Genomic DNA, 13,290 nt, shown 5'->3' on the forward strand with positions numbered 1-13,290 from the left:
CGCTTCCCCTTTGGTTTTCAGGCGTTCAATTTGTTCCAACCGGGCTCGTTGCGGCGCTCCCTGCACTTCCAGTTTGACCACATTCGCATTCGCCTGGATGCAGATGTCGTCGACATTGAGGCAGGGTGGATTGATTCGGTGATTGGCAGACCACGATTTGACGATGCTGCAGGCTTGTTGCCACGCACACCGCCGCCATCGTTCTGAGAGCTGATTTTCCGGCGACGGCGGCCCGATCAGGTTCGCCTCATCACCTGGGATTTCCCCATATTTATTTGGTACTTGCTGCCCCGTCGCAATCAAAAAGTTGACCAGCCTCTGGACCACCAGCATATACACCGAGGCCACTTCATCGAGCTGCTTGAGCTTCCCGACATTGGCCGCTTCCAGTTTGAGGTGGTTGATCGCTCGCTTCATCGTTCCCTCAGTCCAGATTTGGGTTTGATCAACTCATTTCTGAAAGAATTATAAACCAGTAATATCACTTCTATAGATTTTCAGAATAAGAAACCACGGAATGCACGGAACACACAGAAAATAAATCCAGATTCTTCAATGGTTTCTGAGACTTCCCAAAATAGAGACTCAGGAAATATTTATCTGAAAAGCTATAGCAACCAGAAACATTTCGACTTACTCTTCAAATCCTCATAAATTTTATGAGTTAAGACCCGTTTTAGATAAACTCAATGATTGGTTTCGATACTTGAGAGATAGCCGATTATGGCATGAAACAGGTGATTTAGGGTAAGCCCAATTTGTGCGTTGGGGTCGAGTTTCGAAATTGTTTCCTTTTGTCGTTCAGCACGGACCAAAGCGGTGTCAAGCCACCGCACTCCAAAAATAGAAAGCGAGGAGCGATACAGTCGGTTTTCCAACTGCTCGCTACTCGCTACTCGCTACTTCGCTATTTGGTTTCTATAGAAAGCGAGGAGCGATACAGTCGGTTTTCCAACTACTCGCTACTCGCTACTTCGCTACTCGCTACCTTGCTACTTCGCTATTTGGTTTCTTCAGCCTTCTTTTTGACGGCTTCGACATTGAGGGTAATTTTGACCAGGTTGCCAACCGTCAGGCCGCCGTTTTCCAGGGTTTTGCCCCAGGTGATGCCGTAATCCTGCCGGTTGAGGGTCAGGTCGCCGGCAAAGCCAATCCGTTGATTTCCAGAAGGATCTTTGACTTTCCCAACCAGGCGGAAGGGAATGGTGATTTCCTTGGAAACACCATGCATCGTGAATGTACCGGTGCAGAACAGGTTTTTGCCTTTTTTGGTGACTTTGGAACTCTTAAAAGTAATTTCCGGAAATTTTTCAACGTCAAAAAAGTCGGCGGTCCGCAAATGTTTGTCGCGACCGTCAATGCCGGTATCAACGCTTTCGGCCTTGATGGCTACTTCGACGGAAGATTTGGTGACATCGCCTTCGTCGTGGACAATTGCACCTTTTAAGCTGGTAAATTTGCCGGTCACCTGACTGACGGTCATGTGTTCAACTGAAAACCCAACGGTGCTATGTGCCGGGTCAATGGCATAGGTTTCAACTTTGGGGTCCGCGGCCAGAACCGTGAGGCTCGCCGTCAGGGTCAGAAGCAGCAGGGCTGCACGAACCATTGTTTGTACTACCATGATCAAGAAATTCCTCCAAAGGGTTAATTTTTCAATTGTTCGTCAAAATTGGCTGAGGTTGAAAGTGGATCAAGTGATGCTTGATTGGATTTCGGCTGCAAGGGCAGGGTGACGTGAAAGCGGCTGCCATGCCCTTTCCCGGTTGATTCCGCCCAAATTCGCCCGCCGTGGGCTTCAGCATAGCTTTTCGCAATTGATAATCCCAAGCCGGTTCCGCGAGCTGAAAACTCGTACCGCCCAGACATATGCGTGGATGGGTCTTTGCTGGTGTAAAACTTGTCGAAAATTCGATCCACCTCGCCGGGGTCAATGCCGATGCCGGAATCTTCGATGACGATGTGAATTTCATCAGCTTCCTGTCGCAGCCTGACATTGATTTCACCGTGATCGTGGGTGAATTTAATGGCGTTCTGAATCAGATTGAGGAGGAGTAACTCGATTTTTTCGGCATCAATCGTCAGCACCATTGCCGGAGGAACTTCCGCCAGCAGACGCTGGTTGCGCAAGTGTGCAAATCCCTGAAGTTCCCGGATGATGGTGTGAATGATCTGTGCCAGGTCGTGCTCACCTGGGTTGAGAGTGATGTAGCCTTCACTGATGCGGAGCATTTCCAGGATGTTGTTGAGGCTGTCCGTCATGCGGGAGGTCATTTCACGGCAGGTTTTGAGGGATTGGCGCTGCCTGTCGGTCAACTTCCCAAAAAATTCATCCAGCAGGATTTCGGTGTATCCGCTAATGACGGTAAGCGGTGTCCGGAGTTCGTGTGAGGTGACAATCAAGAAATTGTTTTTCATCTGGTCGAGTTCCTGCAGGCTGCGCGAAACTTCCTGTTCCTGCTGGTACAGCCGCTGCAACTCGCGCATGGACTCGACAATCATCAGATTCTTTTCTTCCAATTCGCTATACAGCGCTGCCTTTTCAATCACAATCGCCGCCTGATGGGCAAATGACTCAGCCATCCGCCGATCCGATTCAGTAAACGCCACCCGGTTCTTGGGACGCCGAATATCCAGAATGCCCACAATTTTACCGCTGCTTGAAAAAATCGGAACGTCCATCAGGCCAAAAATGCCATCCCGTGCCAGCCGTTCCCGGACATCCACTTCGGGGAACGTCGAGGTGTCGTTGACAATGACGGTCTGGCCTTTCTGGGCCGCTTTGCCCGCAATGCCCTCGCCAAATTGAACAATCAATGGTTCTTCGTGCCACTGGTGATTGATCCAGACGGGGCGGAAGACCACGGTTTCCTTTTCGATCAGTCCAATGCCTCCGGGCTCGCCATCCACAAGCTGGGCGCCTTCTTCGGCAATTTTTTTCAAGACCGTGCTAAGGTCCAGTTCGGAATTGATGATGCGGATACTTTCCAGCAACTGGCGCAAGGTACTCACGCGCTGGTCCTGAAGCTGGCGGAGGTGAGCCAGTCGTTCCTGCTGTCGCCGAAACAGTCGCTGCATGCGCCATTCATACATGCCGTAAATCGCACTGGCTCCGATCCCGACATAAATCAAAAAGGCCCACCACGTCAGCCAGGGGGCTGGTTTGATGCGGAAGCGAATGTGTGGGCCTTTGGTGATGTTTCCCGCGTAGTCTCGGCCCCACACTCGAAACTCATAGCTCCCCGCCGGCAGCCGGGTATATTCCTTTTTGAAATCTTTTTTCCAGGCGGAAGGTGCCTCATCAAACCCAACCAGTTGAACCTGATAGGTGGTTGCGTCTTCGTGAACGTAGGAAAGCAGCGAATATTCAAACACCAGGTTATTTTCGTCATATCTGAGGGGTGGTGGTTCAAAGCGGCTGGTTTCAGACCGACGCAATTCCTGGCCATTGATCAGAAATCGTTCCAGATGAAGCGGTTTCCGGACTCGATCTTCCTGTGACTGTCCTGGAGCGAGCATCACCGTCCCTTCGACCGTACCAGCCCAAATATTCCCACGACTATCAACCAGTGATGCCCCAAGATTGCATTCCATACTTGGCAGGCCATCTTCCGTGGTGTAGGTAAACAGGTCAAAGGCCGCCGGGTTATCTGGCGTCGGTGATCGGGGCGTCAACCGGGAAATACCTTTGTTGGTAAACAGATACACTCGTTTCTGGGCATCCAGGCAAATTTGATTGACCGTGGCGTTGGGCAATGCTGGTTGGGACGTGTCAGTCAGGTGAAGCCAGGGGGCTGTGGGGTTTGCCGGATCAAACCGGACCGCTCCGCCGCCGGCGGTTCCCACCCAAAGCTGGCGTGAGACCGGTGACCCCACCACTTCTTCCAGGCTCATCACGACATTGTTGGGCAACTGGGAATTCCCGGTATGAAAAGTCGTCCACTGGCCATTGCGAAAACACCCAAGACCGCCGCCATCGGTTCCAACCCAGAGCGTTTCGTTCCCATCCGCCCTCTGGCTCAAATAAAGGCACATCACCAGGTTGTTGGGGATTTGGGAATTTTTGGTATCCCACACCGTCCATTTTCCGGTTTCGTCAAACAGCGCGATACCCCCGCCATAGGTCGCCACCCACAGAGCCTGTTTCCCGTCAACTGTCCAGGTGGGTTGGAGCGACCAGACCAGATCGTGGGGAATTCCTGAGTTTTTGGTGGTATAAACCGTCCATTGGCCGTTTTTGAGGGTTGCCAATCCACCGCCATTGGTGGCGATCCAGAGTGTGGGAATACCGTCAGATCCTTTGGTTTCAAGTAAATCCAGGACACGGTTGTTTGGCAGGCCAGAATTTTGCGTGTCATAGGTCACCCATTGACCATTTTCAAGTTTGGAAAGTCCTCCGCCTGCCGTGCCCACCCATAGCGCCCGCCGGTTTCCAGTGATTGATTCGAGCAGGCTCATCACGGGGACGTGCTGGGTTTGTTCAGCCGCAGGCTGGTATACCTTCCACTGATCCAGTTTCAGCCGGGCAAGTCCGCTGAGCATCCCAATCCACAGGGTGGTGGTGCCAAGCGGACCCGGACTGCGACCAATGGTCCAGATGCCGTCATTGAGCAGGCCGGAGGTTTTGTGATTGAGCACTTTCCACTGACCACGGGCAAAGCGGACAATGCCGCCGCCATAGGTCCCGATCCACAGCGTTGTTGAACCGTCGGGTTCCTGGATTGGCAACATGGTGCGGACGATATTATTCGGCAACCCGGAATTGGAGGTGTCATACACTGTCCATTGACCCTGATCGAGCCGGGCCAGACCGCCACCTGCGGTGCCGGCCCAGAGCGTCCGTTTTCCATCGCGTGTGATGGTCTGGGTAATGCAAAAAATACCGTCCTTGGGAAGCCCTGAATTTTTGGTGGTGAAGGTCGTCCACTGATTCTCCTTCAAACACCCTAATCCGCCGACGGTTCCAACCCAAAGCGATTGCTTTCCGTCCAGGTCGGAGGTTTGGAAAAGACTGGTGATTCGGTCGTGCGGCAATCCAGAGTTTTTCGTCGTGTAGCAGGTCCAGGTGTTGTTTTCCAGTTTGGCCAGACCTTGATTTGAAGTTCCAACCCAAATGGACTGTTTCCCATCGGGTGCGGTTGATTCAAGCAGGCACCGGATTTCATTGCCGGGGAGCTTTCCTTCCTGGGCTTCATACTGTTGCCACTGATCATCTTTGAGACGGAGCAGTCCGCCGCCATTGGTCCCAAACCAGAGGGCACCATCCCTGGTACACAAAATTGTATAGATATAATTGGACAGATTGCGCGTCGGCAGGTTGACGACGGTCCAGGTCCGGTCATTGTAAAAGGCGGCGCCATCCTGTGTGCCGACCCAGAGATACCCTTTGATATCAAAGGCCAGCGAGGTCACTGTATTTTGCGGCAGTCCATCTCGATCAGTAAACGAGCGAAAAACAAAGTCGCCGGCATCTTCCAAATCCGGGCCGGGTTGAGTGGCCACCGGAGGTGAACTGGTTGCAGGTTGGGAGACAGCGAATCCCTGACCAGCCAGCAGGCTGCAAACCAGAAAAAGTCCAACCAATCGTGCCAGCCACCGCATTGGCCTGCCTCGTTTTTGGACCCCCCATCCAACCAGCAACTCTTTTGGGAGGAATCTTTATGTTTGGGATTGTCAGGCGAAGTGATGCGAAACCATGCACCAGACAAAGAGGTTCTGGCAAGCACTTTGACGGGAGCGGGTTGGACTTGAATGTGCAATCACGAGAATCTTCGCCTGAGTAGCTCGCTTTTCTGCTACAATTTGTCTTGCCTGGTACCACCTTTTATCCTGCAATGTAGTGCTCATTCCGTTTTCAAGCTGTCGTCGCTCATTCGAAAAATGGGCTAAAGGATTGAAAGAGGTTCACCTTCCGAAGCCCCAATCAACATCACTCAGCTTTAAACTCTTCATCCTGTGAGGTTTATGTGAACCTTCAACCATTCACAACCTGGCTGGGTTTATACCGAATGGGGAAAGATGTGTTGGCTCAGCCGGGTTGGCAAATGCTCAATCTGTTGGCTGGCGGACGCTGGCTCCTCGGGCCTGGACTGTTGATGGCACTGGTATGGTCTGGTAATCAACTGGCTGTCTCGGGGCAGGTGTACCGATTTACTTCCTACAGCGTCAACACCGGGCTCCCGCATAACAGTGTGTATTGTCTGTTTCAAGACAGCAAAGGCTATATGTGGTTTGGGACGGAAGCCGGAATTTGCCGGTTTGATGGGCTGAAATACACCACGTTTACCGTTCGAGATGGGTTGGCTGATCCGGTCGTGCGCGATATTTTTGAAGATCGCCGCAATCACCTCTGGGTGGTTACTGAAAGCGGCGTCAGCCGGTTTGATGGGCTGCGGTTTACTTCGTTTAAGACGGCCCAGGGATTTTCCCCCGAGGAAGCCTATTCCGGACTGTGCAGCCGTGATGGGAGGCTCTGGTTTGGCACGGCTGATGGGTTGCTCCGGTATGACGGCCAGACCTTTACCCGGTTTGGCAAAGAGCAGGGGGTCCCCACCGGTCGCATCTGGTCGCTGGTTGAGGACCAGGCCGGCACCATCTGGCTTGGAATCCGGGGCGAGGGCTTGCTCCGCTATGATGGAAAAACGTTTACCCGGTTTGGGATCAAGGACGGTTTGCCCAATGAAGTGATTTTCGGTCTCGCTGAGGATCCACGTGGCGGACTCTGGATCACAACGGATCAAGGGCTGGTGTTTTATGATGGGTTTCGGTTTCGGACCTACTCGCTTCCTGAAGGATTGCCAATTTCCAAGACCAATCAAGTGGTGATTGACCGTTACTACCGAATTTGGGTGACGACGTTTGGCGGCGGACTGTGCCGACTCGAAGATGGTAAATTTGTGGTGTTTAATCGTGCCAACGGGGTTCCAGACAATTACCTCACGTCAATTACCCTCGATTATGAAGGCAATGTCTGGTGTGCCACCCGCTCAAGCGGAGTGTTTCGATTTAGCAGCGAACAGTTTGCCAGCTACACTCAGCTCAGTGGGTTAAGCGAAGGCCGGGTCAGTGCCCTTGGGGAAACTCCGGATGAGACCCTCTGGGTGGCCTCGGTTGATGGTGGGTTGCGAACCCTTTCCAAATCAGGTGACGTGAATCGGCTGGGGATATCTGACGGACTGCCGGACAAAGATATCTGGACGCTTTATATTGATCGGCGGCAACGAATCTGGGCCAGTAGTTATCACGGGCTCTTTTGTCGGGAAAATGGTCGCTGGCGAAAATTTAGTCAGGAAGAAATCGGTGCCCGTGAGCGAATAACTTCGATAATCGAAGACCTGCAGGGAAATATCTGGCTTGGGTCATATCCATCAACCAGTAATGGGGTATTGCGCTATGATGGGAAGTCCTTCACGTTGTTTTCCACTGATCATGGGCTGAGCAGCAATTCGGTCTCAGGGTTAATGGTTGATCACACCGGAACCCTCTGGGCCTGTAACGAACGAGGCGTGAGTTGCTTTAACGGTCAGCGGTTTACCTCACTGACCCCGGCGGATGGGTTACCCAGCCGGCGGGTCAGTTGTGCGCTCGAAGATGAGCGAGGGGTGATCTGGCTTGGCACTGATAGTGGATTGTGTCAGTTAGCAAATGGAAAAATCGCCAAAGTGTACACCTCCGATGATGGTCTGGTCGGTAATGTCATTCGCTCGTTAAACAGTTGCCAGGGGTTGCTCTGGGTAGGTACCACGCGGGGCATCTCCCAGTTTAATGGCACGACCTTTCGCAATTTTACGACTCAGGATGGCCTGGTGAGTGATGATGTCAGTTTTGGGGCCTGCCTGACCCGGCTCGATGGCGGGACCTGGTTTGGGACCAACGATGGCGTTTCAAGGTATAAAGCCGCCAAGGAGATTTCGCTTCCCGTTCCGCCCCGGCTGGCCTTAAGCACGGTTCGGATTCAGGAAAAGACCGTGGAAATCATTCCCGAGGATAATCAGGTTTCATTACAATTGCCCCCGTTATCCTACTTTGAAAATACGCTGACCTTTGAATTTGCCGCGCTGTCGTTTATTGACCCGGCGGCGGTCCGCTATCAATTTCGCCTGGAAGGGTTTGACCCAAACTGGTCGTCACCGGTGAGCGAACGCTTTGTCCGGTATACCAATCTGCCGCCTGGAAATTACCGGTTTTTCATCAAGGCCAGTTCCGCCAATGGTGTCTGGTCGGAACCCCAATCCATTCAGGTCACAATTCAGCTTCCATTCTGGCAAACCTGGTGGTTTCGATTTCTGGTGATTGTGCTGGTGACAACTATTATCGGAGCGATCTATGCCGCCAATATTTATCGCCTCAAGCGAAAACAGGAAGAAAAACTGGCGGTCCTTCGGCAAATCCAGGAACAGCGGATCAAAAGCCTTCGGGAACTACTCGAAAGCATCCGGGTCATCAACTCGAATCTGGAGCTTGAAAACGTGCTCCAAAATATTGCCGAGGAAAGCGCCCGGCTGGTGGATGGTGAACCCGGTGGCATCGGGCTGGTTGAAAACGGCAAAGTTTGTTTCCGGCGTTTGTGGCGGCAGGATCACTGGGAGCCATCGCCGCTTGAATTCCATCTGGGCGATGGGGTTGCCGGAAAAGTTGCCCAAACCTCCCAACCGATGATCATCAATGATCCGGCACAATCAACCGATGTGATTTATCCGGAACTGGTTGAGGAATATTATGTTCACGGATGGATGGATGTCCCGATTGTCGCCCGGTCCGGTCAGGTCGTCGGCGTGCTGGATGTCAGGCGCAAAGTTGGACGGCCTCCGTTTTCCGAATCCGATTGCCATTTGATTGAAGCCCTGGCTCATCAGGCTGCCGTGGCGATTGAAAATGCCGGGTTGTATGGTGAACTGGAAGAGAAGAATTTGATGGTGGTCGAGTCCATGCACGAACTGGAAAAGCTCTATAAGCAGGAACGCGAAGTCACCCGCGCGCTGCAGGATATTGACCGCATGAAGACCAATTTCATTACGGTGATGTCGCACGAAATGCGGACTCCGCTGACGGTTATTAAAGGGTACAACGAAGCCATTTTGGATCAGTACTTCGGCCCGTTGACTCCGATTCAGGAAAAATCATTACAAACCTGTCAGCGAATGGTCGAGCGGCTGGTGTGCAGCTTTAACGACATTTTGGAAATGCTCAAAATCAACGAAGGCCACGTTGAGCTGCGTTATGAACGGGTCAACCTCCGGACACTGATTGAAGACGTTCTGGGGGATCTCTCCAACTTTGTCGAAAACCGACACCAGCACATCACGCTCGAATCACCCGCCGAATTTCACATTGAGATTGATAGCGACAAAATCCGGATGGTGCTGCTCAATTTGATTCAAAACGCGATTAAGTTCACCCAGGACGGCGGCGAGATTACGATTTCGATCAAACATGCCAGCGGGCAGGCGCACCTGTGCGTTGAAGACAGCGGCATTGGACTTGACCAGGGTGAGGTGGAAAAAATCTTTGACCGTTTTTATACCAGCCCTGATGCCTCGACCCACACTTCGGGGCGGTTTGAATTTTTAGCCCGTGGCACTGGCCTTGGATTGGCGATTGCCCGGAGCTATGTCGAAGCCCACTTCGGCAAAATCTGGGCGGAATCTGACGGACCTGGCCTCGGAAGTCGCTTTTATGTGGTGTTGCCGCTGTCGCAAGCTGGCAAAGAAGACAGCGGCACCTGGCAGGTTTCCCAGCTTCTGTCAGGTCGAACCCGTGACCGGTTGTAATGTCTTTTGGAGCGCGGCAGCGATTTAGGGCTGAGGGTATCGGGCTAAGGGCTAAGGGAAATACAATATTTCCAATATTTTAGCCTTCCCATAATACGAGGGCCTCGTTCCAAAATGGTATTAAGTACCTTATCATAAGTTTCCTGAGATATTGGGTTTGGTAAGTGGTTGATCTTTTTCGTGTTTTTCGTGTTTTTCGTGGTTAAAATGTCTGGAAATTTTCGGTAAGGTACTTATTCAAGCTGGATCCTCTATTTCGACAGAACCGGATAACTCAGCTTCGATTTCTTCAATGGTCGGGAGGCAGGTATCGAGCGGTTCGGGTAAGGCGCGGACAAGCTGGTATTCGGCCACGCCCATCGGCTTATCAATTCCAGACAGGGCGTATTCCGCAACGAGTCGCTTTTTGGTTTTGCAGAGCAGCAGTCCAATCGTAGGCCGGTCATCAGAAGCTTTGACCTGGGCATCCACGGCGGCGAGGTAGAAATTGAGCTGTCCAGCATGTTCGGGTTTGAACGCCGTCGCCTTGAGTTCCACCACGACATAACATTTGAGCCGGGTGTGGTAGAACAACAGGTCAATGAAAAACTCGTCGCCTTCGACTTCCAGCCGGAACTGGCGGCCAACAAAGGCGAACCCGGCCCCAAGTTCCAGCAAAAAACGGGTAATGTGTCGGATCAAGGCGGTCTCGATGTCCCGTTCGTGTGCTTCATCGCCAAGGCCAAGGAAATCGAAGTGATACGGATCCTTGAGGATTTCCCTGGCCAGATTTGCCTGTGAAGGAGCAAGCCGGTGGTGAAAGTTGGTGATTGCCGCTCCTTGACGAAGATGCAGCTTGTTCTTGATGTGCACTTCCAGCGTCGTTCGGGGCCAACCTTGCTGGACAGCCTGGATGGCGTACCATTCCCGTTCGGCAGGGTCAGCAATTTTGGTCAAAAGGATGACAATGTGGAACCAGGGCAATTGGGCAGCAGTCTGCTGCCCAATTTGAAGATCTGGGCACACCTGGGCGAAATATTTTATGTATTTGAGGTTACGGCTGGAAAACCCCTTCATTTTTGGGAACTCTTCGCGCAAATCGGAGGAAAGCCGGTCAATCACTTTGGCGCCCCACCCTTGACGATTCTGACGTTCCAAAATATCTGTGCCAATTTGGTGATACAGCCGAATTTGTTCCTGGTTGGCGGCCAACAAGACTTGTTGTCGAGCGTGGTTGATTCGTTGTTTGAGCGAAGCAAGCCAGTCTGGATAATCTTCAGGAATGATCAGTGATTCTTTGCCCATAGCTTCGGTTCTTTCCTTTCCAAATGTGCATTCAGGCTCTCTTCCGATTCTGTACCACCACAACTGGTCATCGCAAGAAACCGTCTCGATCAGATCAAGATGAACGGTCTTTCAACATTTTGGTTGATTTACTCGGTTGCGGAAAGGTCGGTTTTCGCCCGCAGGGCGGTGGAAAGTAGCCGGGGAGCCTGCTTTGAGGCGCACCCACCCGAATCCAGGCCCGAACAGGTTCGCGCCCGGCAGGACGCTGGATCAGAATCTCAAAGAGTTCAAAAAATTGCTTTCTGTAAATTTTCCCGTGATGGATTCGATGAATTGGAAACCCAGGGTTTTCAACCTGCGAAGCAGGTGGGAGAAAGTAGCCCCCGGTGCAACCGGGGGATCAGTTGGTCGTTCCTCCCAACCTGCGCAGCAGGTGGCAGAGAGTGCCTGACGAAATTCATGGCACTCGGGGGATACCGGTGACGGCACGTGACCTGGACGGAGACCAGGGGCTGACGCACCCCGGCTTGAATGCCGTCCCTGCGGGACTCCGATCCTTATCCTGGCGTTTATGACAGCAATCGGAGGGATACCGTGACGGCACGTGACCTGGACAGAGTGACTCAACCTTCATCTCTGAAAAGATCAAGTTTCCGCTGGTATCGTTCAACCGCATCGGCAGCGGTTATTCGCAATTCTGAATGGAAAGTAAAGAACGCCAGCCATTTCAGCAATTGCAGTTTGTTCAGCAATTTCGGGTCATTGGTGTAATAACCAACAGTTTCCACAGCTCTCAGCTCAATTGAGGAAAGTTTGAGCAAAGTGATTGCCTGAATCATTCCATTTGAAAGATCGTCAGGTGAAATCTGGCTCAACACTGCCGCGACTTCTTCTCTGTATTCAAAAAAGTGACCGCCCCGCAGCATCCCCAAAAGCGCCGTCACCACCTCACCACTCACCAGTCCAAGCTGAACCAAAGCGCATGCTGCTTCCCTTCGCACCGGAGAGGACTCATCGCGTTGTAGCCTCAATAGTGCGGGTACCACCCCTTCACTCACCGTACCGAGTTCTCCTAACGCTTTGACCGCTTTACATCTTACCTCAAAATCTTCATTTCGCAGTAACCCCACCAACATTGTCACCTTCTCTCCACCTTCTGGACTGCACTGAACCAATGCCTCCCCCGCCTCCCTCCGCACATCTGAATCCTCATCCTGCACCAACCCCACCAACGCTTCCACTACCTCTTTACTCCCCACCCCAAGCTGTTCAAATACCCTAACCGCACCCACCCGCGCCAACCGGTGCTCATGCTGTGTCAATCCCAAAACCGCTGTCACCACCTCTTCATTCACCACCCCAAGCTCACCTAATGATCTAGCAGCACTCTCCTGCACCCTATAAGATTTATCCTGCAGCAACTCCATCAATGCCTTCACAACCTCTCCACTCCCAGCACCAAACACCCCCAACAACCTGGCTGCATTCTCCCGCACATTCGGGGATTCATTCGGTAGCAGTCCCACAAGCTCCGTCACTACGTTTTCACCCTTTGCCTTAAGCTGAACTAATGCCCATGCCGCTTTAAACCCCACATCAGAGTCCTTATCCTTCATCAGCTCCAATAACCCTGTCACCACCTCTTCATTCACTACTCCAAGCTCGCCCAATGCGAAAGCTGAATTCTTCCGAACATCTGAATTTTTATCTCGCAGCAACCCCACTAACGCCTTCACAACGTCTTTACTCCCCACTCTGAGCTTACCCAATACACTCACCACATCCGCGCTCACCCTTCCCTTATTGTGCTTGTTCTGTAACAACTCCAAAACCGTTGTCACCACTTCTTCATTCCCTCTCCCAAGCTGAACCAATGCTAAAGATGCTTCAAAGTTCGCAGAATCCCAGAGTAGTAAGCCCGCCAACCCTATCACCACCTCTTTGTTAATCACTCCAAGTTTTCCTAATGCTCTCGCCGCAGATCCCCTCGCATTTAGACTCTTATCTTGAATCAGCCCCAATAATCCCGTCACAACTTCTCCACTGTAGTCCCTGCTGTTTCCCAAAGCCCTTGCTGCTGTTGCCCTTATATACTCATCATCTAAGTAGGTGATAAAAAGTCCCTTGACACTTGTGTATACTCCCAAAACGGTTGAACCATGAAAAAAGGAACGAAGCCAAATGGGATTCAAACTGAGAGAATCAGAACGCCAAGAGCAGAAGGAAATAATTGCGCACACGCAGGATGCAACCA

6 protein-coding genes are annotated in these 13,290 nt (G+C 52.0%); 1 reads left to right on the plus strand and 5 read right to left on the minus strand.

The features are described 5' to 3' along the window. The 3 genes from HY774_29915 to HY774_29925 all read right to left on the minus strand — a co-directional run. Positions 1 to 417: hypothetical protein (locus HY774_29915; protein ID MBI4752727.1), on the minus strand; the 417-nt coding region annotated here is incomplete at its 3' end. A 583-nt stretch (positions 418 to 1,000) separates the two neighbouring features. After that, positions 1,001 to 1,624, minus strand: coding sequence for a YceI family protein (locus HY774_29920; GenBank protein ID MBI4752728.1), 624 nt, complete (start codon positions 1,622 to 1,624; stop codon positions 1,001 to 1,003). Positions 1,625 to 1,647: 23 nt separating this feature from the next. Then, entirely contained in the window at positions 1,648 to 5,601 is a 3,954-nt protein-coding gene (locus HY774_29925; protein MBI4752729.1) for a GAF domain-containing protein, read from the minus strand. Between the two features lie 365 nt (positions 5,602 to 5,966). Here HY774_29925 and HY774_29930 point away from each other — a divergent pair, with 365 nt between their 5' ends. Beyond that, positions 5,967 to 9,770 (plus strand): GAF domain-containing protein, encoded by a 3,804-nt coding sequence (locus HY774_29930; protein MBI4752730.1) that lies wholly within the window; start codon positions 5,967 to 5,969, stop codon positions 9,768 to 9,770. A gap of 237 nt (positions 9,771 to 10,007) precedes the next feature. Here the strand turns inward: HY774_29930 and HY774_29935 are convergent, their stop codons facing one another. Both HY774_29935 and HY774_29940 read right to left on the minus strand, forming a co-directional pair. Then, complete coding sequence (locus HY774_29935; GenBank protein ID MBI4752731.1) at positions 10,008 to 11,054, minus strand: DUF1016 domain-containing protein; 1,047 nt, start codon at positions 11,052 to 11,054, stop codon at positions 10,008 to 10,010. A gap of 605 nt (positions 11,055 to 11,659) precedes the next feature. Then, positions 11,660 to 13,228: a HEAT repeat domain-containing protein gene (locus HY774_29940; GenBank protein MBI4752732.1), complete on the minus strand. Its 1,569-nt coding sequence runs from the start codon at positions 13,226 to 13,228 to the stop codon at positions 11,660 to 11,662. Between the last annotated feature and the right edge of the window lie 62 nt (positions 13,229 to 13,290).

The organism is Acidobacteriota bacterium (genome assembly GCA_016208495.1).
Taxonomy (GTDB): Bacteria; Acidobacteriota; Blastocatellia; order Chloracidobacteriales; family Chloracidobacteriaceae; genus JACQXX01.